18 protein-coding genes and 1 tRNA gene are annotated in these 22,068 nt (G+C 45.8%); 10 read left to right on the top strand and 9 right to left on the bottom strand.

Going from position 1 to position 22,068, the window contains the following annotated elements:
• Positions 1-13 precede the first annotated feature (13 nt).
• A complete protein-coding gene (locus H3V14_RS06985) occupies positions 14-439 on the top strand; it encodes a SufE family protein (RefSeq protein WP_198227553.1) in 426 nt (141 codons plus the stop codon).
• 136 nt (positions 440-575) lie between these two features.
• On the opposite strand, the gene H3V14_RS06980 is transcribed toward H3V14_RS06985, so the two are convergent.
• On the bottom strand, positions 576-1,013 hold the full coding sequence (locus H3V14_RS06980; RefSeq protein ID WP_075870415.1) for a MucR family transcriptional regulator: 438 nt from the start codon (positions 1,011-1,013) through the stop codon (positions 576-578).
• Between the two features lie 403 nt (positions 1,014-1,416).
• On the opposite strand from H3V14_RS06980, the gene msrB reads away from it, so the two are divergent.
• From msrB to H3V14_RS06960, 4 genes are all read left to right on the top strand, one after another.
• The gene (gene msrB, locus H3V14_RS06975; protein WP_198227551.1) at positions 1,417-1,836 is read left to right on the top strand and encodes a peptide-methionine (R)-S-oxide reductase MsrB; all 420 of its coding nucleotides are present in this window, start codon (positions 1,417-1,419) and stop codon (positions 1,834-1,836) included.
• A gap of 77 nt (positions 1,837-1,913) precedes the next feature.
• Positions 1,914-4,001, top strand: a complete 2,088-nt coding sequence (locus tag H3V14_RS06970) for a S9 family peptidase (protein WP_198227549.1) — start codon at positions 1,914-1,916, stop codon at positions 3,999-4,001.
• Between the two features lie 343 nt (positions 4,002-4,344).
• Positions 4,345-4,656: a hypothetical protein gene (locus tag H3V14_RS06965; protein ID WP_198227547.1), complete on the top strand. Its 312-nt coding sequence runs from the start codon at positions 4,345-4,347 to the stop codon at positions 4,654-4,656.
• Positions 4,657-4,687: 31 nt separating this feature from the next.
• On the top strand, positions 4,688-5,026 hold the full coding sequence (locus H3V14_RS06960; RefSeq protein ID WP_246713057.1) for a hypothetical protein: 339 nt from the start codon (positions 4,688-4,690) through the stop codon (positions 5,024-5,026).
• An 84-nt stretch (positions 5,027-5,110) separates the two neighbouring features.
• Here H3V14_RS06960 and H3V14_RS06955 read toward each other — a convergent pair whose 3' ends face one another.
• On the bottom strand, positions 5,111-5,707 hold the full coding sequence (locus tag H3V14_RS06955) for a superoxide dismutase (protein WP_075870126.1): 597 nt from the start codon (positions 5,705-5,707) through the stop codon (positions 5,111-5,113).
• A 331-nt stretch (positions 5,708-6,038) separates the two neighbouring features.
• Between H3V14_RS06955 and H3V14_RS06950 the strand changes: the two genes are divergently transcribed.
• A complete protein-coding gene (locus H3V14_RS06950; protein ID WP_198227545.1) occupies positions 6,039-6,737 on the top strand; it encodes a L,D-transpeptidase in 699 nt (232 codons plus the stop codon).
• Between the two features lie 354 nt (positions 6,738-7,091).
• On the opposite strand, the gene H3V14_RS06945 is transcribed toward H3V14_RS06950, so the two are convergent.
• Positions 7,092-8,612, bottom strand: a complete 1,521-nt coding sequence (locus H3V14_RS06945; protein ID WP_198227543.1) for a helicase HerA-like domain-containing protein — start codon at positions 8,610-8,612, stop codon at positions 7,092-7,094.
• A 504-nt stretch (positions 8,613-9,116) separates the two neighbouring features.
• Here H3V14_RS06945 and H3V14_RS06940 point away from each other — a divergent pair.
• From H3V14_RS06940 to H3V14_RS06930, 3 genes are all read left to right on the top strand, one after another.
• Positions 9,117-10,430: a methylmalonyl-CoA mutase family protein gene (locus H3V14_RS06940; protein ID WP_075915987.1), complete on the top strand. Its 1,314-nt coding sequence runs from the start codon at positions 9,117-9,119 to the stop codon at positions 10,428-10,430.
• Between the two features lie 3 nt (positions 10,431-10,433).
• The gene (locus H3V14_RS06935; RefSeq protein WP_198227541.1) at positions 10,434-11,462 is read left to right on the top strand and encodes a magnesium transporter CorA family protein; all 1,029 of its coding nucleotides are present in this window, start codon (positions 10,434-10,436) and stop codon (positions 11,460-11,462) included.
• A gap of 96 nt (positions 11,463-11,558) precedes the next feature.
• Positions 11,559-11,792, top strand: a complete 234-nt coding sequence (locus H3V14_RS06930) for a hypothetical protein (protein WP_075870132.1) — start codon at positions 11,559-11,561, stop codon at positions 11,790-11,792.
• A gap of 203 nt (positions 11,793-11,995) precedes the next feature.
• Here H3V14_RS06930 and H3V14_RS06925 read toward each other — a convergent pair.
• Positions 11,996-12,070 (bottom strand) — tRNA-Gln (locus H3V14_RS06925).
• 359 nt (positions 12,071-12,429) lie between these two features.
• Between H3V14_RS06925 and H3V14_RS06920 the strand changes: the two genes are divergently transcribed.
• A complete protein-coding gene (locus H3V14_RS06920) occupies positions 12,430-13,335 on the top strand; it encodes an MBL fold metallo-hydrolase (RefSeq protein WP_198227539.1) in 906 nt (301 codons plus the stop codon).
• Here the strand turns inward: H3V14_RS06920 and H3V14_RS06915 are convergent.
• The 5 genes from H3V14_RS06915 to H3V14_RS06895 all read right to left on the bottom strand — a co-directional run bounded on the left by H3V14_RS06915 (position 13,320) and on the right by H3V14_RS06895 (position 22,037).
• Positions 13,320-14,105, bottom strand: a complete 786-nt coding sequence (locus tag H3V14_RS06915) for a DUF1499 domain-containing protein (RefSeq protein ID WP_198227537.1) — start codon at positions 14,103-14,105, stop codon at positions 13,320-13,322. The two genes, H3V14_RS06920 and H3V14_RS06915, sit on opposite strands and share 16 nt — an antisense overlap.
• The gene (locus H3V14_RS06910) at positions 14,102-14,917 is read right to left on the bottom strand and encodes a polysaccharide deacetylase family protein (RefSeq protein ID WP_198227530.1); all 816 of its coding nucleotides are present in this window, start codon (positions 14,915-14,917) and stop codon (positions 14,102-14,104) included. Before H3V14_RS06910 ends, H3V14_RS06915 begins: the two co-directional genes overlap by 4 nt.
• A 23-nt stretch (positions 14,918-14,940) precedes the next feature.
• Positions 14,941-17,607 carry a pyruvate, phosphate dikinase gene (gene ppdK / locus H3V14_RS06905; RefSeq protein WP_198227528.1) on the bottom strand — a complete coding sequence of 889 codons (2,667 nt, stop codon included), beginning with the start codon at positions 17,605-17,607 and terminating at the stop codon, positions 14,941-14,943.
• A gap of 190 nt (positions 17,608-17,797) precedes the next feature.
• Entirely contained in the window at positions 17,798-21,256 is a 3,459-nt protein-coding gene (gene smc / locus H3V14_RS06900) for a chromosome segregation protein SMC (RefSeq protein ID WP_198227526.1), read from the bottom strand.
• 76 nt (positions 21,257-21,332) lie between these two features.
• A complete protein-coding gene (locus tag H3V14_RS06895; RefSeq protein WP_198227524.1) occupies positions 21,333-22,037 on the bottom strand; it encodes a DsbA family protein in 705 nt (234 codons plus the stop codon).
• Between the last annotated feature and the right edge of the window lie 31 nt (positions 22,038-22,068).

Below are 22,068 nucleotides of genomic sequence, written 5' to 3'. Positions count from 1 at the left end.
ACGATAATAAATCATGACTGACACAATGAACGATATTCTAGAAAGTTTTTCCATGCTTGACGATTGGGAAGACCGCTATCGTTACGTTATCGAACTCGGCCGCGAACTCCCCCCTTATCCGGAAGAAGCGCGTGATGAGGCACATAAGGTGCCGGGATGTGTCAGTCAAGTCTGGTTGTTGACCAAACGTGGCGAAGGTGCCGATCCGGTGATGACTTTCGTGGGCGATTCCGACGCACATATCGTACGCGGTCTTGTCTATATATTGATAACATTCTATTCGGGAAAGCACGCCTCGGAAGTTCGTGACGCTGACATCGAAAAAATTCTGAAAAAACTGGGGCTTGACGAAAATTTGACGCCACAACGCTCGAACGGCTTGCGGTCGATGGTTGAACGAATTCGCCTCGAAGCCCGAAACACTCTTCAAAAACAATAAATCTATATTTTTATGATCGGATTGAAGCTTCCATCCGCAAACATACGTGTGCCAATCTGAATCGGGACTTCAATCGATTTAAAAAACGGGCACATTAAAAATGCACCCGTTTAAATTTTCAATCTTATAAATTCGATTATTTTGCTTTTCTTTTGCCGGGTTTGCGCCCTAATCCCATTTGCTTTGCAAGTGAGGAACGGGCTTCAGCGTAATTCGGTGCAACCATCGGATAGTTAGGATCCAGATCCCACTTCTCACGATATTGTTCCGGCGTAAGTTCGTAATGTGTCATTAAGTGCCGCTTGAGCGACTTGAATTTTTTACCATCTTCCAAACAGACGATGTAGTCAGGGAAAACAGAACGCTTCGGGTTAACTGCCGGCTTTTGCTTTTCGACCTCAGCCTCTGCGGCTGTTTCACCACCTGCTTTGACAAATGCAGCGTGAACGTCCGCGATCAAACTAGGTAACTCACCCGGTCTAATTGAGTTATTGCCGACATAAGCAGCTACAACATCAGCAACCAGTGTAATAATGAAATCACTTTCATTCTCGCTGACGGCTTGTTCATCCATCTTCTTTTCCTTTTTACTTCTTCTTTGTTTCAGCTTGCGTCTGTTTAGCAAGCAAATGTTGTTTTCATATAGCTATGTAAGAAACCTTGTCAATTACAAATAGAAAACAAATCTATAAAACAAAGGTTCCATATAGTTTTCAAGTTATTTTCTGATTTTTCTATTGAACTTATAAAGGTCTCTTATACAAAATATATATAAAATAAGGCAAAGTGTCCCATTTTTACATAATTAACGTGAACACATGACGATAATTCTAGTATTGATTGATTTCCTTATACATAGATATCATATAAATGGGGATGATTGCTATTTTGTCAGCTTCTAGCAGCTAATTTTTTCGCTGTCAAAGCAATTGACTGATTAGTCGGCAAAATTAATATATTTATTCAAGGAAGAATTCATGAGTGATAAACATCATTTCAAAATTATCAAATCCGACGAAGAATGGCGTAAACAATTAACGCCGGAACAATTCGATATTACTCGTGGACACGGGACAGAGAGAGCCTTTACAGGACCAAAGTTCGATACTTCGAAACCAGGAACCTTTTATTGTGTTTGTTGTGGCAAACCACTCTATCGTTCCGAAACCAAGTTTGAATCGGGTACCGGCTGGCCAAGTTTTTTCCGCCCGATTAGCGCTGATGCAGTGGTTCTTCAGGAAGATTTTTCCCATGGCATGGAACGTACTGAAGTTTTATGCGCCGATTGTGGCTCTCACCTCGGACACGTTTTTCCGGATGGCCCGGAGCCGACGGGCTTGCGTTATTGCATGAATGGCTATGCTTTAACCTATAAGCAGGATAAGACGCCAAGATAAAACAGGCAGGCCAAATAAAATAGGCCTGTAGAATAACCCAGCAATAATCGGGTGTAGTGCCTGATTTAGGAACAAGAATGACCGAATCATCAATTTTCCCGCCAGAAACCAAGAAAATAGACCATTATGAAGAACATCACGGCATTGTTCGTCACGATTTTTACCATTGGCTGAGAGCTGAAAACTGGCAAGAAGTCTTCAAAAAGCCCGAATTGCTTGACGAAAATATACGTAACCACCTTGAAGAAGAGAATGCTTATCAGGAAACCCTTATGGCTGACACGAAAGAGCTGCAGCAAGCACTTTTTGTCGAGATGAAGGGCCGCATAAAGGAAGATGACAGCTCGGTACCGGTAAAAGAAGGGCCCTATGCTTATGGCGTTTCTTTCACAACCGGTGGTGAACAGCCGCATTATTTCAGAACACCTCGCAATGGTGGTGAGGCTGTCGTTTATCTCGATGGTGATGCGCTAGCCAAAGGGAAAGATTACTTTCGTCTCGGTGCAGTCCAGCATTCGCCAGACCATAAGAAATGTGCCTGGACCTATGATGACAAAGGTTCGGAATTCTATACAACAAAATTGCGTGATTTAGGTTCGCTTTCGGATAGTGCTGAAACAATTCTGAATACTGCCGGTGATGTTGTTTGGGACGCGAATTCGGAAGGTTTTTTCTACACAAACGTGGATGAAAATCACCGCCCCTCCAAACTTTATTATCATAAGCTTGGAACCGAACAACAAGCTGATAAACTGGTTTTTGAAGAAAAAGACCCCGGATTTTTCTTGAGTGTTGGTGGTTCGTCGTTAAATGACGTGATCTATATCGATATACACGACCACGAAACTTCCGAGGTTTGGCTTATTCCGGCAAAAGATCCGACAAGCGCACCCAAATGTGTAAGAAAGCGTCAAAAAGGTGTCGAATATAGCTTAACTGAAGGCGGCGACGTCTTCTATATCCTCACCAATATAAATGGCGCCAAAGATTTCAAAATCATGTCAGCGCCTTTCGATAAACCTACTGAGGAAAACTGGTCGGAAGTGGTACCTCACCAACGTTCAAGGCTCATCCTTGCTCATGATGCTTACAAGAATTTTCTAATCTGGCTTGAACGGCGCGATGGCCTTCCCAGAATCGAGCTCCTTGACCGGCGTGACGGGACAAGACATGCCATTTCCTTTACAGAAGAAACTTATTCATTAGGGCTTCATGGAGCACCCGAATATGATAGCGGGACGATCCGCTTTACATATTCTTCAATGACAACGCCCGCCGAACTTTACGAATATGACATGACGACACGCCAACGTGTCATGTTAAAACGGCAGGAAGTACCTTCGGGGCATGACCCTAAAAATTATATAACGCGTCGTTTGATGGCCAAGGCTGAAGACGGAGCGGAGATTCCCGTTTCGCTTTTTTATCGCAAAGGTACAAAACTCGATGGCAGTGCGCCATGCCTCCTTTATGGCTATGGGGCCTATGGAATTTCCATGCCGGACAGTTTCAATACCAATGCTTTATCGTTGGTCGATCGCGGTTTTATCTATGCAATCGCTCATATCAGAGGCGGCAAAGAAAAAGGCTTTGACTGGTATGAAAAAGGAAAGCATCTATTCAAGCGCAATACATTTACCGATTTCATCGCTTGCGGGCGCTTTCTGGTTGCCAATCATTTCACCTCTCACGACCGGTTGATTGCGGAAGGCGGGTCGGCTGGTGGCATGCTGATGGGTGCCGTCGCCAATATGGCTCCCGAAGATTATGCCGGCATTGTCGCTATCGTTCCCTTTGTCGATGTGTTAACGACAATGCTTGACGATACTTTGCCACTCACGCCACCTGAATGGCCTGAATGGGGAAATCCTATTGCATCAAAGGAAGATTATGAACTGATAGCGTCCTATTCTCCCTATGATAATGTGAGCGCGAAGAACTATCCGTCTATTCTTGCAATGGCAGGTCTCACCGACCCCCGTGTAACCTTTTGGGAACCGGCAAAATGGGTTGCAAAATTGCGCGAATTCAAAACCGGCAATAATCCGGTCTTGCTCAGAACCAACATGGATTCCGGTCATGCCGGCGCATCCGGCCGTTTTTCACGGCTCGAAGAAAGTGCCTATATCTACGCTTTCATTCTTAAAGTTGCCGGAAAGAATTAATGCCGTCATCCGGATGATACCGGAGGTTTTTTTAAATGACAGGTCGGGTCTCACAATTCTGTTTTCAGGATATTGCGATCCTACCTGTTTTTTTCTTGCAAATTAAGCTTTCCGGAAGACTTTTTCAGGGGGACTTCATATTCTGATGATTATAACGAGGTTCCCTCTAAGCTGGCTTGGACTTGGACATTTATTTTTTCTAACCGTCTCATATTTAATATTAAGGCAATGGATAAATGTCACACTTGTCAATGCAGTCTAAAAACACCAGATATTTACTCAAGATGTTAAAAATAAATCTACAGGATTTGGTCTGATATTTCAGGAATATCTGGTCTCGAAAATGAAAATTACAAATTTAATTGTTCTATTATTGGTCATCATTTTTTCTCTGCCTGCTCAAAGTGCAGGAATCAGGAAAGATGTTGATGAATATGCAGGCACCCGTTGTAACACACCGGCAAAGGGAAGTGGAATTGTTGCAGGCTATTTTAGCGGCCTGACAGATAACCCCATTGTAAGCTCTGATAGCTTTGTCCCGGTTGACCGCTTCAGATGCTTTAAATCGATGGATGAATGCCGTGGCTGGCTGTATACAATGGAATCGCTTTACGGTGCACCACCACCAACGGCAACATTGTGTACAAGATATTGATTTTAACCGGGCTGATGGAGGCCTATTCTCTATGAAACTGAGATTGACATTTTTTACTGCAATCGGCCTTGCCTTTCTCGCGATGTCGCAAAACGGTTATGCAAGTGGACGGGATCCCGGGAAAGTGGCTAATATGACCAGTGAATATGCAGGCGAACGTTGTTCGACGCCTCCGAAGGGAAGTGGAATAGTTGCCGGTTTTTTCCGCGGCTGGGAACAAACCCCGTTTCAAAATCGTGGCTCCGGTCTTATGCCGGTAGAACGTTACAGATGTTTCAAAACCATGAATCAATGCAAGTCATGGTTAAAAACAATGAATTATCTTTATAATGAAAAGTCGATCGACGCGAGCATGTGCACCAGATTTTAAGGTGTTCAACTTATTTACGTTTTAAAATAGAAAAGCCACCATTTTTACAAATGGTGGCTCAAATTTCGTTTTTTTCTGAAGAGATCAGGCTTTTTCGTACATTTCCAGAACGTGATCCCAATTGATCAGGTGATCAACAAATGCTTCCAGATATTTTGCACGAGCATTGCGATAATCAATGTAATAGGAGTGTTCCCAAACGTCGACACCAAGAATAGGCGTTGCTCCGTGAACAAGCGGGTTTTCTCCATTCGGTGTCTTGGAAATTTCCAATTTTCCGTTTTTCACAGCCAACCAAGCCCAGCCAGAGCCGAATTGAGCTGCACCGGCTGCAAGGAAATCGGCACGGAATTTGTCGTAACCGCCCAAATCGCTGTCAATCGCTTTTTGCAGTTTGGCCGGTAGTTTCTTTCCACCGCCATCTTTCTTCATCCATTTCCAAAAATGGGTGTGATTATAGTGTTGCGCTGCATTGTTAAACAGACCCTGATTTTTGCCAAAGCTTGCTTTGACGATTTCTTCAAGGCTTTTGCCTTCAAGACCTGAATCTTTTAGCAATTTATTGCCGTTGGTGACATAGGCCTGATGGTGCTTGTCATGGTGATATTCAAGTGTCTCACGCGACATATAAGGCTGAAGTGCGTCATACGCATAGGGTAGTTCGGGCAATTCAAAAGCCATTTTCAATACTCCTTAAAATATATTCTCTCCCGGAATAGGTGCGTTTATTTATTTGGTGCTCTCACTGGATAAAAGCAAGGGAATTTGCCTATCTCACAAGAGTTTGACCGCCTAAGTCGGGGTATCGGGTCGTTGTCTCTACAAAACCGGTTTTATAGATAGACCATTGATGGCTGTAAGGGCAGCCCGTAAATGGCAAATTTTTATTGTTTGTGTTTTTGAACTTTCACACGAAAACTTACCTTCGCATGGCGATGATGCGTCTAAGATTTGGCGGTTTTTAACTTTTTTGCGGCATATATAAAATAACGAAGAGAAATTGGATTGATAGATGACCAGCTATGTCTCCCGCCGCTTATTTTTGCAAACACTCACAATCGGGGCAGCCACAACCGGTCTTTCGGCATGTATGCCTTCAGGGTTGAAAGATATTGCGCTTGCGCCAGTAAAATCACCATCCACAACCGACAATAGTGCACTTCTTCCTTTTGCGTCGATGTATGCTGAAATGCGCGATGGAGATTTTGTCTTACCGGCAATTCCCTATCAAAAAATTGATCCGCAATTTCTACGTCAGATTGTTGATGATCCGACAGGAGAACAACCGGGAACAATCGTTGTCGATACCAAACGCCGTTATCTTTATCTCGTCCGTTTGAACGGCAAAGCTATCCGTTACGGTGTCAGTGTCGGAAAAGAAGGGTTTGCTTGGTCCGGCCGCGGCATCATCGAATATAAACGCAAATGGCCGACATGGACTCCACCTTCGGATATGATCGCAAGACAGCCACAACTTAAAAAATACAGTGCCGAAAACGGAGGAATGAAACCGGGTCTCAAAAACCCGCTTGGCGCACGCGCGCTTTATATTTTTCAAGACGGTAGAGACACTCTCTACCGTCTTCATGGTTCGCCCGATTGGTCGTCCATTGGCAAGCGCGCTTCATCTGGTTGCGTGAGATTAATCAATCAGGACATTATTGATCTTTACGAGCGTGTGCCGGATAAAGCTCCCGTACTTGTTGTCTGATATTGAGGAGCGGCGGTAAATTCGGTCTCACATACCGATAACGGTTCCGGTAGTTACGTTAATTCCCTGAAACTAACAGAATGTTTTGAAAGTCTTGCTAAGTAGAACAAAAGCAAGCCACTTTTACACCCTCTGATGAACGCCCCTGCTTTGCCAAGCGCAGCTCACAAATTATATAAAACTTCTTAAAACCATATGACCATAGATGAAGGCCGATTGGCTTTTAAAATATTAAAACATTAGTTCGAGTAACGCCAAGGCCACAATTGCGGCCGGTCGCTTCACGGTAGATTTACAATCCTGTGACTGGTGATCTATCAACCATACGCCGAAACCTGTCAGGTCACCAACCGTTTATTTCCGTCTACCACCCAGAAGATTGCCTAACACACCGCGTAAATAATTTTCACCGGCTTTTGCAATTGACCGGCCGATGGAATTGGCTGCCGTACGGGTAATCGACTTGACGGCAGTTTCCGCAACAGATTGACCGCGACTATTCTTTTTATCATCGCCGAAAATCGTATCCCAGAAACTCCCGCCTTCTTCCTGATTATTACCGGATTGTTTTTCTTGCGTATTTTTCTGCAACATCTCGTAAGCGGACTGACGATCAACGGTTTCGTCATATTTTCCGCTCACGGGGCTTGTTTTTATCAAGTTTTGACGCTCTTCGGAAGTAATCGGGCCAATTTGTGATGAAGGTGGACGGATAGTGGTCCTTTGAACAATGGATGGAACCCCTTTATCTTCTAAAGTTGACACCAGCGCTTCACCGGTTCCGAGATCCGAGATTGCTTTCATCGTGTCAAAATCAGGGTTGGCACGAAAAGTCGAGGCTGCGGCTTTCACAGCTGCTGTTTCGCGCGGCGTATAAACACGCAATGCATGCTGGATGCGATTGCCCAGTTGAGCCAGAATGGACTCCGGCACATCCAACGGATTTTGCGAAATAAAATAGATGCCCACTCCTTTTGAACGGATCAGGCGCACGACCTGTTCAATCCGTTCAATCAATGCTTTTGGTGCGTTATCAAAAAGCAGATGCGCTTCATCAAAAAAGAAAACGAGTCGCGGTTTTTCAGGATCGCCGACTTCCGGTAACTGTTCGAAAAGTTCCGACATAAGCCACAACAGAAATGTGGAATAAAGACGCGGATTGGTCATCAGTTTGTCAGCCGCAAGGACACTGACAACGCCTCGCCCATCACTCGTTGTGCGCATAATATCTTCAAGCTTTAAAGACGGTTCACCAAAGAAATGTTCTCCGCCCTGCTCTTCAAAAACCAATAATTGACGCTGGATAGAGCCTACGGAAGATTTAGAGATATTGCCATAACGGGAAGAAAGTTCCGCAGCCTTTTCTCCAACGTGATTAAGCATTGCCTGCAAATCTTTAAGATCAAGCAATAATAATCCTTCGTCATCGGCAACACGGAAAGCAATATTCAGCACACCTTCCTGTGCTTGTGTCAAATCCATCAGCCTTGAGAGCAACAATGGGCCCATTTCTGACACAGTGGCCCTTATCGGATGCCCGTCGACGCCGAACAAATCCCAAAAGATAACAGGTGCGGCTTTCATTTCGATAGTTGAGAGCCCGACACTTCGAGCTCGCGAACGAACCTTGTCATTAAGCGTGCCGGCTTTGGCTATGCCTGAAAGGTCACCTTTCACATCGGCGCAAAAGACTGGCACAACGGAAGCTGCAAAGGCCTCGGCAATAACCTGCAATGTTACAGTTTTTCCTGTGCCTGTCGCACCGGTTATCAAGCCATGACGATTTGCATATTTAAGCCAGATATATTCAGGTTTGAGTGCGTTATCCTTTTTTTGATGGCTGGCACCCAGAAAAATTCCACTCTTGTCTATCATACCCAATTATCCCTCGGCATGTTTTCCAATCATCATAAATGTACCGAAATTAGACAAAATCAATAAGTCTTTTATGTGAGCCTTGACGAGATAAGAGAACTTGGTTTTCTGATGCACCAATTCTTACGGTAAAAAACCGGATAGTCGGCCGATGACTGGCGTGATTAACAACGCAACAAATGCATCTTCGTAAAAATTTCAAAAATTTGAAAGCTCAATAAATTTTCGCAAGTTCTATTTTTAAATCAACGACATATAAAAATTCGCCTTTGAGCTCGCGATTTTGGAATGCGCCCAACCTCGTAACTTCATAATTGCTTCCGATACTGAATAAACACCCGATTGATTGCGGATTTCTCGAGCCAAACTTGGTTTTGACAAATTGAATCCTAAATGAATTTGCAATAGGTTGGACTTGCACCGGTCGGGGCTTTGTGATTGTGTTACATAAAACCCCATCTCCGTGATGGTGTAAAATTTATTTAGCAGGATTTTGATTTGCTCATGAGCTCGAAACAATCCCATCCATCCGACAATACACAATCCCGTCAGGCAGGCTGGTCAGTCATGCAACGTGCCGACGATCCCGATATTGAACGTGCCCGCTTCCAACTTAAGGAAGATATAGCCAATGGTGCTACCGGCATTGCCCTGATTTTCGAAGGCGCCAATAGTGCTTACGGCTTCGGACTACCGGCTAAAGCAGAAACAATTCCAACACTTTTCGACGGGGTAAGCCTCGACGGTCTTCATATCCGTCTCGACAACCATCCCCATGGTCGTGTCATTGCCGACAGTTTTATCGATTATCTCCAGCACCGGCGCATTAACCCGACTCGCACAAAACTGACATTCAGTACCGACCCCACGGCTGTGTTGGCCACGACCGGCAAACTCAAAATGTCGATTGAAGCGCTAAAAGCGTCATTGCCGCAATCAATGTCGGTGTTTTTTTCCTCAGGCATTCCCGGTGTTGTTCTTGAAGCCGATGGACGCCCTTATCATAATGCCGGTGCTACGCCGGCACAAGAGATCGGTGCTATGATGTCGGTTGCGCTCGCCCATTTGAAGATGGTCGAGGAAGCACGCCACCACATTATTTATGCTTTACCGCACATCGGTTTTGCCACAGCTCTTGATGAAGACCCCGTCATGGGGCTTGCAAAAATGCGTGCAATCAGGTCGCTTTGGCGCAGACTTCAGGAAGAACGCGGGGTGACTTCGCCATTTCCTGCGGTCATTCACGTCGAAACATCGATGCGAATGATGACAAAACAGGATTCCCTCAGCAATATCTCCCGTTCATCGATTGCTGCCTATGCTGCCATTTTGGGTGGGGCATCATCATTATCGGTTTTGCCATATAGTTTCGTATTCGGTTTACCTGACGAAAACGCACGTCGCATTGCCCGTAACAGCCAGCTTATTTTTATGAAAGAGCTTGCCACCCCGCTTGCAAAACAGGCAAACCGGCGAGACAGTGACGCAGATGCACTTGCAGAAGCAGCATGGGTCGAATTTACCCGCCTTGAAGATGAAGGCGGCGTTATGCAAAGTCTGATTGATGGCAACCTTGCCAAACGTATTGAAGAAGCGCGAGATCTCAGACTGGCGAGTTATCACAAAAATGAACGTGCCATCATCGGAACATCCGAATATCGGAAAGGCGATGACGCCCCTGCCGGCATTGTCGATACCAAGCCGGTTCATTTTTCAGCTGAAGGTATTTCTCATTGTCACCCGCTGGTATCAGGCCGTTGGGACCAAGAATTCGTAGAAGTACAAAAAATAGCGCCGGTTGAAATCACAAAGGATTAATGCATGATCCGCAGCTTCCGAACATCGACTGACCGTCTTGTTGAAGTCCCGCTCAAAGAAGACGGAACGCCCGAAAATGACGTGCTGTGGATTGATCTTTCCGATCCGACTGCAGGAGAGGAAAAAAAGCTGGAAAAGTGGCTCGGAATTCCCATACCGACGCATGATGATATGACAGAGATTGAAGAATCAAGCCGCTTTTACATGGAAAACGGAGCGCAATATATGACGGCCCCGTTGATCTACACTGTTGACGGCGACAAACGTGATATCGCACCTGTTACCTTCATTCTGACAGGATCAAGGCTGGTGACTGTTCGCTATAGCCACCCGCAAGCAATCGAGCTTTTCATTTTGCGGGTGACTAAAGCAGGCAATGGATTAATTACACCGCAGTGCACGGGGTTAACTATTCTCACTGCTGTTATCGAGGCCGCAACAGATAGGCTTGCCGATCTTCTTGAAGCAGTCTCCGGACGCATTGAAACGGCTTCCCGCAATATTTTCCATCGTGATGAAGCGGCTATGCCGATGTCGACCATCGATTTTCGCAAAACTCTCAACCATATTGGCAATCAGGGAACGTTGCTTTCAATGGTGAGAGAAAGCATTGCAGGAGTTAGCCGCCTTCTCGTTTATGTTGAAGCTTACGGGAAAACAGTTACCCCCAAATATATCGAAGCCGACGGCAAAACAGTAACACCAAAAAAAGATATGAAGACGACTGTCAAATCATTGGAACAGGATACCCAGTCGCTTGAACATTATGCAGACTTTTTGTCTGCAAAAATGACATTCCTGCTTGATACCGTTGTCGGAATGATATCGACTGAACAAAATGCAATTATCAAATTTTTCTCGGTTGCAGCGGTCGGTTTCATGCCGCCAACACTTGTTGCTTCCATCTACGGCATGAATTTCCAATTTATGCCGGAACTTAATGAAAAATGGGGCTATCCTTTTGCTTTGTTTCTGATGATTATTTCTGCTGTTATACCCATATTATACTTCAGAAAAAAAGGCTGGCTCTAATTTTAACTTTTACCTCTTCTCTGGAAATCAGCCGTTAAGTGTATTATATTTAACGTGTTGAGATAATTAAAAGCATCAACAGAAAGGGTGAATTCGATGTCTATTGATTCAGCAATGCGTATTTCGGTAGGCGGCATGAACAGACAAGCGGATACACTTGATCAGATTGCCCAGAATGTTGCGGTTGGAACAACTGTCGGTCGCGAGACATATGATGCCGGAGACGACATGGTGAATATGGACCTGGCTGAACATAATTTTAAAGCCAATTTCCGCGTTTTCCAAATTGCCGATGAGACAATGGCAGAAATAATCAATATGAAACGCTAAAGCAGGAATCTCCTAGCGTTTTGCGGCTATTTCACATTTTTAAATAGGATTTTTATAACTTACGGTGAAGCGATATTGAACTGTTTTATGGTTCGTTTTGCACGTATTTTTGCCAGAATCTCTGTCCAAAAACCGCTATATCATTATCTCTCTAATGATAGTGACCGTTCTCGAACGAAAATCAAAAGCTGATTTAGGGAAAATGGCTGGGGTACCTGGATTCGAACCAGGGAATGCCGGTACCAAAAACCGGTGCCTTACCGCTTGGCTATACCCCAAAAAGCATGCTTGGCATACTTCCTGCGCGCCTTATAACGAGTTCGATAAAAATGTGCAATATGTCTAAGCACGTACCGGCACTTTTTTTTGGCTATAGTCTCGCGCGAGTTCTGCCATTACGTTGGTTGAAAACAGATTTTCAAACGCGTCCAACCCTTCGGCATATATCCATCTACCTGACGATTTTACCGACCCAGCGAATTTCAACTTATGACACGGATTTCAATAGTTATTTTCAAGCAAATGTAACTTTTCCGTCTTTCCTGTCTGCTATAATCTTTAAAATCAGGTTGCAGATGTTAGCTTTTGAAGCTTTGCAATTTAATATGCCTTCCAGCTTAACGGAAAAGGAAATCCGATGCGTGTCGATTTTAAAAAGGATTTTACACCTCAATATGGTCAGGCAGTCGTTCTTGGTAATGATATCCGTCGGGTAACAGCTCATAACCCCTCCCCTTTTACCTTTACCGGCACGAATAGTTATATTTTAGGAAAAGACGAGCTTGCAATTATCGATCCCGGTCCCGATGATGATGACCAGTTGCAAACGCTTCTTCGCGTCATTGACGGTCATAGACTGGATTATATTTTTATCACGCATAGCCATAGCGATCACTGCGGGCTTGCGAAGAGATTAAGTGACCTTACCGGAGCAAGAATTGTTGCTGAAGGACGCTACAGGCCTGCTTTGACCAATGTCCTTAACAACTCCATCGCCCTTGACGCAGATTGTGACAAAAATTTTAAACCTGACATTATACTGGGGGACGGTGAGACAATTGAAGGCAATGGCTGGAAACTCACTTCGGTCACTACTCCCGGACACATGGCAAATCACACAGCCTATGCTCTTGATAAAACCGGTGTGCTTTTTACTGGCGACCATGTTATGACATGGGCAACAACAGTGGTCGCGCCACCTGATGGTGCCATGCAGGATTATATGCAATCACTCACAAAACTTCTGAGCCGCAACGATAAGATTTACCTTCCCGGACATGGTGGCCCTGTCATGAAGCCGCGCGCTTATGTGCGCGCCATTATTGCACACAGAAAAATGCGTGAACGGGCAATTATCGAACGATTGCGTGAAGGAGACCGGACAATAAGCGAGATTGTCATGGCAATTTACAGAACACTCGACAATCGCCTTCACAAAGCTGCTGCTCTCTCGGTTCTTGCCCACCTCGAAGATTTGGTGGAGAAAGGCATTGTCATAACGGATGAACCACTTTCGCTTTTCAGTTCTTATTCATTATCCTGATCGATAGGTGTTGAAAGCATTTCAGTGTCAAGAGCATCCATAAAGGTGAGAATAAAGGAAGCATCAACACCAAGATCACGATATAAATAACGTGAAGCCGAACGCATATCTACAAAAGTTGTATCGCCTTCATCGGTCAGACGAATAACGATGTCCGATATAAAACCGAGATAAAAAGTTTTAGCTTCGGTTTCGATAAAGAGCTCGTCGTCTTCACCGTCAACACCGCGTTGCGCCTTGATTGGCCAGCCCTGTGCATTCAAAACATTGCGCACAGATTTCAATATACGGTCAGGAGAGCCATCATAACGACGGCCTGAAAGCTCGGGCCATTCTTTTAGTTGCAGATTGGCCTGACCGGATAAGTCGGCAGCAACAGGCAAAGCGTCAGCCGGTCTTGCCTCTGCAATAAAGTGTGGCGGCGTATCGGTATCGGTCGAGATGTCATTAAGCGGTGGCATAACGCACCACATGAACAAAAAAGCCGATATGGGGGTAAGTGTTATGAGTGAATAGACAATACCCTTTAGTGATTTCAATCCCCCCCTGTCACCATTTTCCCAAAGATCGTAAAGTCCTTTGGCTGCCAGAAAGAGAGCTATAAGAGCCAATAAACCGGCAATGCTTGAATAGACGAGAAATATATGGGTCCGGATAAGGGAAAAACGATGAAGAAGACTGACAATGACAAGAGCCAACAGACTCACACCGCCAAAACGTGGCGACCATAAAGCAGCATAGGAAGTTAGCCGAACGTATTTTTTTCTCATTGTCCGTTCATTGCCCCTTGTAACGTGCTTGTCCCCGTTGTCGCACTTTTTCCTTCCAACATGCTACAGTCGCTAATCGTCGTTTGTCTCTCTACCGGTTTTGTGGCATCCGATAATTTCACAAATCGATAGCCCTTTTTCTCAAGCTCCAGAATACCCGCTGCGACCCCTTGACCGGATGCCCGTTTAGGCTGGTTCATATGGGCGATAATGACATCACCATTCTTAGCAGATGAAATCCGTTGAGCAACCGTTTTTGGCGGCAAGGATGCTCCCATATCAGCATTAAGAGAGAAGCCGCCCACTTCATACCCCATGTCATGAATAAGTTTCACCGCATCCTTAGAATAGCGTGCAGATGCATCGCGATACCAGTAAGTGCGCGGAAAATCTGCAGCTAGCAAACTCTGCTCTCCACCTTTGATTTCTTCACAAACTGCTTTAAGACTACCTGCTGTTTTGAGACCATAGATATCCGTCTGATTGTCGATTGCAGGAACATGATTTTTGCCATGATTTGCAACTTCAAACAGATCGGGATGAGCCTTGATAACTTCGACGATTTGCCTATTTCGTTGTAACCATCGGGCCGTAACAAATAAAGTGGCTTTGATCTGATGAGAGACGAGAGTGTCAAAAATACGGTGGTCGATATCCCCCATACATAGGTCAAGCGTCAAAGCCACCTGTGGACTTGACGCTTCACCTTTTTCAATATGCAATATCGGCTCGACGGTACCGGCCATAGTTATGGCCGGTGCACTCAAACTTATGATACCGGCAAAAACGCACCGGCAAATCGAATTCCACATTAATTACCTACTCTTGGCATAACCTATTTTTTATGCCTGATTGCCGCTTGGGCTGCAGCAAGTCTGGCTATCGGCACACGGAACGGCGAACAGGAAACATAGTTCAATCCGACTTCTTCACATAAGTCAATTGACATCGGATCGCCACCATGTTCACCACAAATACCAAGCTTGATGTCGGCACGCTGACTGCGGCCGCGTGTTGCGCCGATTTTAACAAGTTCGCCTACGCCATCACGGTCGATGGATACAAATGGATCCTGTTCCAATAAACCTTTTTTAATATAAGTCGAAAGGAATGGACCGGCATCATCGCGTGAAATGCCGAACGTCGTTTGCGTAAGATCATTGGTGCCGAAAGAGAAAAACTCTGCCGATTTGGCAATTTCGGCAGCACGAATCGCAGCCCTTGGCAATTCGATCATCGTCCCGACAAGGTATTTGATTGAAACATTATGCTCTTTCATCACAGCCTTTGCCGTTTCATCAATACGATCTTTGACATAATCGAGTTCCGTTTTCAATGCGACCAAAGGCACCATGATTTCCGGTATAACCGTTTCCTTGGTAGCTTTCCCTGCTTCAATCGCAGCCTCTATAATTGCGCGCGTCTGCATTTCGGCAATTTCAGGATAAGTAATCGCCAAGCGGCATCCCCTTAATCCCAGCATCGGGTTGAATTCATGAAGCTCTGCTGCTCTTTCTTTAATCAGTTCAGCCGGAATTGACATAGCTTTGGCAACTTCGGCAATTTCGACATCTGTTTTCGGCAGAAATTCATGAAGCGGCGGATCCAGCAAACGGATGGTAACCGGAAGACCATGCATGATTTCAAACAATTCGATAAAATCGGAACGCTGCATGGGCAGAAGTTTTGCCAAAGCCTTGCGACGCCCCTGTTCATCATTGGCCAAAATCATTTCGCGCATCGAGATGATACGATCACCGGCAAAAAACATGTGTTCGGTGCGGCAAAGACCAATTCCTTCCGCACCGAAAGAGCGCCCCATACGTGCGTCCGCCGGTGTCTCGGCATTCGCACAAACATGCATACGGCGTTTTTCATCGGCCCATGACATGAGTTTTGCAAAATCGCCCGACATTTTCGGTTGCAACATAGCGACTTTGCCTTTGTAAATCTCGCCATTTCCACCATCAATCGTGATGATGTCACCTCTATGGAAAGTCTCGCCGGCTGCTTTCAATGTGCCGCTACGATAATCAATATGGATGCTACCGGCACCCGAAACGCACGGTTTTCCCATACCACGAGCCACAACAGCGGCATGGCTGGTCATGCCGCCGCGCGTTGTCAAAACACCTTCTGCAACGTGCATACCGTTAATATCTTCCGGACTTGTTTCCACCCGCACCAGAATAACTTTATGTCCTTCTTTGGTTGCATTTTCCGCTTCTTCCGAAGAAAAAACGATTTTGCCCGTTGCCGCTCCCGGAGAAGCCGGAAGGCCTGTTCCCAAAACAATCTTTTTTGCATTCGGGTCAAGTGTGGGGTGCAAAAGTTGATCGAGCGACTTGGGATCAATCCGGGAAATTGCTTCGGTGCGGTCTATGAGACCTTCGGCAACCATATCGACAGCCATTTTGAGGGCCGCCCGCGCTGTGCGCTTGCCGATACGCGTTTGCAGCATCCACAACTTACCTTTTTCAATGGTAAATTCCATATCCTGCATATCGCGATAATGCTTTTCAAGCTTATGGGCGATGTCATTGAATGCTTTAAAGGCTTGCGGCAAAGTTTTTTCCAACGAAGGCTTGTCGGAACCGGCTGCTATGCGCGCAGCTTCGGTGATGTTTTGCGGCGTTCTTATACCGGCAACAACATCTTCTCCTTGTGCGTTGACAAGAAATTCGCCAAAAAGCGCATTCTCGCCCGTCGACGGGTTACGGGTGAAAGCAACACCGGTTGCCGAATCATCACCCATATTGCCAAACACCATTGCCTGAACGTTAACCGCAGTGCCCCAGCTTTCCGGTATATCGTGAAGTTCGCGATAGGTCACAGCACGTGGTGTCATCCAGCTTAAGAAAACAGCACTGATCGCCCCCCAAAGCTGTTTTTCAGGATCTTGAGGAAACGGTTTTCCGATTTCTCTTTCGACACATTCTTTATAAGAAGCAATCACATCCTGCCAATCTTTGGCAGTCATTTCGGTATCGACTTCGTAACCATGGCGGGCTTTGGCATCGTCGATAATTTCTTCAAACAATGAACCATCAATACCAAGCACAACGTTCGAATACATCTGGATAAAACGACGATAGCTGTCATAGGCAAAACGTTCGTCCTCCGTCTCTCTGGCAATGGCTTTGACAGTTTCATCGTTCAGTCCAAGATTGAGGACTGTATCCATCATACCGGGCATAGAGGCACGCGCCCCCGAACGCACAGAAACCAACAACGGTTTATCTTTGTCACCAAAACGGCGCCCGGTCAGTTTACCGACTTCGGCAAGACATTTCTTGACTGTTTCATCAAGTTTGTCAGGATAGGTTTTATCATTATTATAAAAATAGGTGCAGACTTCGGTCGTAATTGTAAAACCCGGAGGAACCGGCAATCCGAGATTGCTCATCTCTGCGAGATTTGCTCCCTTTCCGCCCAAGAGGTTGCGTTCAGATGCAGCCCCCTCCGCTTTCCCGTTACCGAAGCTGTAAACCCATTTTGTCATTTGAAACATATCCTCCGATTGACTTCGATAGTTGAATATTAAAAACTGGAATTCCTGTATTACCCTTGATGGAGACAAACAAATATCAACTATCAACTATAGCTTAAATGACATTTAGTCTGCCGCCAACATCAATTTTCTTTACAGATTGACCAAATCGATTGAATAACAACTTTTTGAGCCTTCAATATTAACCGGTATCTCGCATTTTTTCTGCCGTTTGCAAGTCAACGGATACGAGTTGCGAAACCCCCTGTTCGCCCATCGTAACACCGAAAAGGCGATCCATTTGTGCCATAGTGATCGGGTTGTGGGTGATAACGATAAAACGCGTTTCTGTCGATTTTGCCATTTCTTCCATCAAATGGCAGTAACGTTCGACATTATGGTCATCAAGCGGTGCATCGACTTCGTCAAGCACACAAATGGGAGACGGACTCGTCAAGAAAACTGCAAATATCAATGCCAATGCAGTCAAAGCCTGTTCACCACCTGACAATAACGTCATGGTTTGTGGTTTTTTACCGGGCGGCCGCGCCAGAATTTCCACGCCAGCATCCAACGGGTCATCGGATTCAATGAGTTGCAGCTCTGCCGTTCCACCACCAAAAAGATGGTGATAAAGTCTCTGGAATTGGTCGTTGACCTTGTTAAAGGCTGAAAGCAGACGCTCGCGCCCCTCGCGGTTAAGATTGACAATTGCGACACGCAGCTTCTTGATCGCCTCTACCACATCGTCACGTTCGCCGGTAATTGAATCAAACCGCGAGCGCAGCTCTTTTTCTTCCTCGTCGGCACGTAGATTGACCGCTCCCAAACGTTCGCGTTCGATCCGCAACCGTTCAAGCTTGTGATCAAGAGTTTCAATGTCCGGCATTTCATCGCCAACCGAAAACCCTGCAAGAGCCAAAGTTTCATGCGGCTGACAATTCAAAGCTTCGCTTATCCGCGACTCAATATCCTTCCGTCGATCAACGGCAGCATTAAGTCGTTCTTCAGCTCTCGCGCGTTCTTCACGGCTTGAAGAAAGTTTGGCAAAAGCTTCCGAAGTCTGTTTATCAAGCGTTGTCTGTATTGTTTCTGCCTCTGCCAGACGGTCCATAGCGGCATGGCCTTCCGCTTCTTTTTTTGCAATGGCATCAAGCAGGTTTTGTCGTTTTTCCTCTAGCCCTTCCGGCGTCTCGGCCAATTGTTCGGCCTCGGTCATTGCTTCTTCGCGACGTGCTTTTAGCGCCTCTATCTGATTTTTCGCATTTTCAATACGATTGAACCAGGCTTTACGCTCCGATCCGATCACTTCAAGCCTGCGTACCCGCGCATTTGCATTCTGTTTCCAGCTTTGGAGGGCAGCCAATGCTTCCGATACTGCTCTGCGTTCCGAAGAGATTTTTGCCGAAAATGACGTGATCTTTTCCTCTATAGCAGTCATATCAGGCAATTCATTCCGTTCATTCGATAAAGTTTCAAGTTTTTGAACGAGTTCTGCTTTTTCGCCTTCAAGATCACGCACATTATTTTCAAGTGAAGAAAGCTTCAAACGATGTTCGGAGACTTCGCGTTCAATTTTGCTATAAAACTGCTGTGCCTCATCCCGAATTTCGCGGCTCGACCGCAGTTTTTCGCGTATTTCGCGCTCATAAAGGGCCGATTCTTCAACTTTTTTCGTGAGTTTCTGTAAATTAAGTTCGGCAATCTTCAAAGCTTCCTTCGCTTCGTCAATGAGATGGGCCAACACCTGAAGGCGATTTTTTTGAGCGAGACGTTGCGCGCTTGCAGTCGGCGCGTCAGAGCGCGCCATTAAACCATCCCAACGCCAGATTGCACCATCTCGGCTCACCAGTTTTTGCCCTGTCTTCAAATCCCTTTGTAAGCGCTTGCCGTCTTCCTCTTCGACAACACCGATTTGTTGCAAGGCTCGCTTTAATTCTGCTGGTGCTTTTACAAAATCCGACAATGACTTTACACCGTCGGGAAGAGCTGGTGCTTCATAAGTTCCCGTATGACCGCTCCAGAAAAGAGGCGCGCCTTCTTCAACCGACCCTTCCAGGTCATCTCCCAATGCTGCACCGAGAGCAACTTCATAACCGTCTTTTACAGTAATTTGATCCACAACCGGCGGAAACTCCCCACTGATTGAAGAACTCAAAAGTTGTTCAAGCGTGCGTGCTTCCGTAGCAAGTCCGTTCAGCTGATCGCGACAATCAGCGACCACCGGACGCGCCGCATTTTCCTCTTCCCGTGCAGCTTCCGTCGCCAACTCGCATTCTTGCAACAAGGCTTCGTTTTGCGTAAGCTTCACTTCGGCTTCGTCCAATTTTTTACGGGCTTCGGCAATTTTGTCGGAAGACTTCAGTTCTATTTGGAGTACTTCTATTTGCCGCTTAAAATCGGCAATTGTTTCATCAAGATGCTCGCCACGTTTCGCAAGATCAGCAATCTGATTGACAATTCTTGATTCCTCGGCCTTGGCGTGGGCTTGCAATTGTGTAAGTTCCCCTGCCTGAGCTTCGCTTTTGCTCAACACACTTTGCAGCTCTTCATATTGAAGGGTGAGCTCGACCTCGGTTTCCTGTTGGTTTTCCGCCTCAAACCGTAAAGTTTCTTCTTCCTCATTCAGTCGTTCAAGGCTCTCACCATTATCTTTGGCAAGTTGTTCTTCACGACTAATATCGGCGTCGAGTTGTTCAAGCCTGCGCATCAATTCCTGTTGTCGTTGCCGATTGCGGTTTTTTTCCTCATCAAGTTGTTGTAGCTCAAGGCTTAATCTTTGATATGCGGCGGAAGCTTTTGCAGCTTCTTCCCGCAGGGGCGGAAGTTTGTTTTTACTCTCTTCTTGTGCCTTTTCTGCGCGCATATGCGCTTGCGCCTTTTCTGCGACGAGCTGAGTGGCGCCATTCAAAGCACTGATTGCTTCAGCTTCCTGCGATTTATTATCTGACCAACGCAGATAGAATAGTCCTGCCTCTGCCTGTCTGATATCGGCCGAGAGGGTTTTGAAGCGATTGGCCTGTCGCGATTGACGTTTCAAACTTTCAATCCGCGAGGAAAGATCGCCGACCACATCTTCAAGCCTATCAAGGTTTCCTTCAGCAGCACGCAGGCGCAATTCCGCATCATGACGACGGCTATGAAGGCCTGAAATACCTGCCGCTTCTTCCAGTAAAGCACGCCGTGCTTGCGGTTTGGCCTGTATCAGTTCGCCAATTCGCCCCTGCCCGACCATTGAAGGCGACCTTGCACCTGTCGATTGGTCTGCAAACAATAACTGCACGTCTTTGGCACGAACCTCTTTACCGTTGATACGATAAACCGAACCTGCATCTCTTTCGATGCGACGGGAAACCTGTAATTCATCAGTATCATTAAAAGCAGTCGGCGCACTGCGGTCCGAATTATCAAGAAAAAGCGTTACTTCTGCAAAATTTCTAGCCGGCCTTGTTGCGGAACCTGAAAAAATAACGTCATCCATGCCGGAAGCACGCATATTTTTATAGGAGTTTTCTCCCATAACCCAACGGAGCGATTCAACCAGATTTGATTTTCCGCATCCATTCGGGCCAACAACACCCGTTAGCCCACGCTCTATCACGAACTCCTGAGCTTCGACAAAGGATTTAAAACCGACCAGTCGCAGCTTGGTAAACTGCATAAACCTACCTTCGGGTTACAAAAAAGGATGCAGCCAAAAATATAACTGCATCCTTTTATTAGCACATATTATGGTATTACAGAAAACTATCAATCACAGAAGACATTTCTTCCACAGACAATGCGCCTTCATATTTCTTGCCATTGATAAAAAATGTCGGTGTCGAAGTTACACCAAACTCTTTGCCTCGTTCAAACGAACTCTTGACTTCGTCAAGTACAGTCTGGTTTTTCAGGCAAGCTTCGAAAGCTTTGTCATCAAGACCGGCCATCGCAGCAATATTTTTCAATGGCGGCAAAGCGTCGGACGCGGCAGCCCAATCCATCTGCTTTTCAAAAAGCACTTGAATCATCGGAAAATACCGGTCTTCCGGTGCGCAGCGTGCAAGCATATAACCGGCCTGTGCGCGCGGATCATAGGCAAATTCGCGGAATACCAGACGCGCTTTACCGGTTTTGATATATTTTTCACGGATGGATGGCAGCGTTTCATTAAAGAAAGCAGCACAATGGCCGCAAGTAACAGAAGCATATTCAACAATGGTTACCGGAGCATCAGCTTTGCCCTCGACCATTTCCCTGCCTTTACCGGGTTCAAGAAGTTTTGCCATATCAACAGTACCTGACGATTTGACATTGATCGTCTTGCTATCACCTGTTGTAGCTTCAGCCGGTTTATTATCGGCAGCATAAGAGGGAAAAATAGTAAAACAGGTGGTTGCGGCTAACCCCAAAGCGGCAGCGAAAGAACGAAGACGCTGACTGTTTTTTTTATTAAGCATAACAGTACCTTTTCTTTTTATTTGTTCAAAC

The organism is Bartonella sp. W8151 (genome assembly GCF_016100385.1).
In the GTDB taxonomy this organism is placed as follows: Bacteria; Pseudomonadota; Alphaproteobacteria; order Rhizobiales; family Rhizobiaceae; genus Bartonella; species Bartonella apis.
The sequence above is the reverse complement of the archived record's forward strand: the minus strand, read 5'-3'. Positions and strand labels throughout refer to the sequence as shown.

Bases quoted from the DNA above. Each gene is read 5' to 3' on its own strand.
- H3V14_RS06915 (WP_198227537.1), bottom strand. From the start codon at position 14,105: ATGAGAAAAAAATACGTTCGGCTAACTTCCTATGCTGCTTTATGGTCG.
- H3V14_RS06945 (WP_198227543.1), bottom strand. From the start codon at position 8,612: ATGATAGACAAGAGTGGAATTTTTCTGGGTGCCAGCCATCAAAAAAAG.
- H3V14_RS06935 (WP_198227541.1), top strand. From the start codon at position 10,434: ATGATCCGCAGCTTCCGAACATCGACTGACCGTCTTGTTGAAGTCCCG.
- H3V14_RS06985 (WP_198227553.1), top strand. From the start codon at position 14: ATGACTGACACAATGAACGATATTCTAGAAAGTTTTTCCATGCTTGAC.
- H3V14_RS06970 (WP_198227549.1), top strand. From the start codon at position 1,914: ATGACCGAATCATCAATTTTCCCGCCAGAAACCAAGAAAATAGACCAT.
- smc (WP_198227526.1), bottom strand. From the start codon at position 21,256: ATGCAGTTTACCAAGCTGCGACTGGTCGGTTTTAAATCCTTTGTCGAA.
- H3V14_RS06920 (WP_198227539.1), top strand. From the start codon at position 12,430: ATGCGTGTCGATTTTAAAAAGGATTTTACACCTCAATATGGTCAGGCA.
- ppdK (WP_198227528.1), bottom strand. From the start codon at position 17,607: ATGACAAAATGGGTTTACAGCTTCGGTAACGGGAAAGCGGAGGGGGCT.
- H3V14_RS06930 (WP_075870132.1), top strand. From the start codon at position 11,559: ATGTCTATTGATTCAGCAATGCGTATTTCGGTAGGCGGCATGAACAGA.
- H3V14_RS06940 (WP_075915987.1), top strand. From the start codon at position 9,117: ATGAGCTCGAAACAATCCCATCCATCCGACAATACACAATCCCGTCAG.
- H3V14_RS06910 (WP_198227530.1), bottom strand. From the start codon at position 14,917: ATGTGGAATTCGATTTGCCGGTGCGTTTTTGCCGGTATCATAAGTTTG.
- msrB (WP_198227551.1), top strand. From the start codon at position 1,417: ATGAGTGATAAACATCATTTCAAAATTATCAAATCCGACGAAGAATGG.
- H3V14_RS06960 (WP_246713057.1), top strand. From the start codon at position 4,688: ATGAAACTGAGATTGACATTTTTTACTGCAATCGGCCTTGCCTTTCTC.
- H3V14_RS06950 (WP_198227545.1), top strand. From the start codon at position 6,039: ATGACCAGCTATGTCTCCCGCCGCTTATTTTTGCAAACACTCACAATC.
- H3V14_RS06955 (WP_075870126.1), bottom strand. From the start codon at position 5,707: ATGGCTTTTGAATTGCCCGAACTACCCTATGCGTATGACGCACTTCAG.
- H3V14_RS06895 (WP_198227524.1), bottom strand. From the start codon at position 22,037: ATGCTTAATAAAAAAAACAGTCAGCGTCTTCGTTCTTTCGCTGCCGCT.
- H3V14_RS06980 (WP_075870415.1), bottom strand. From the start codon at position 1,013: ATGGATGAACAAGCCGTCAGCGAGAATGAAAGTGATTTCATTATTACA.
- H3V14_RS06965 (WP_198227547.1), top strand. From the start codon at position 4,345: ATGAAAATTACAAATTTAATTGTTCTATTATTGGTCATCATTTTTTCT.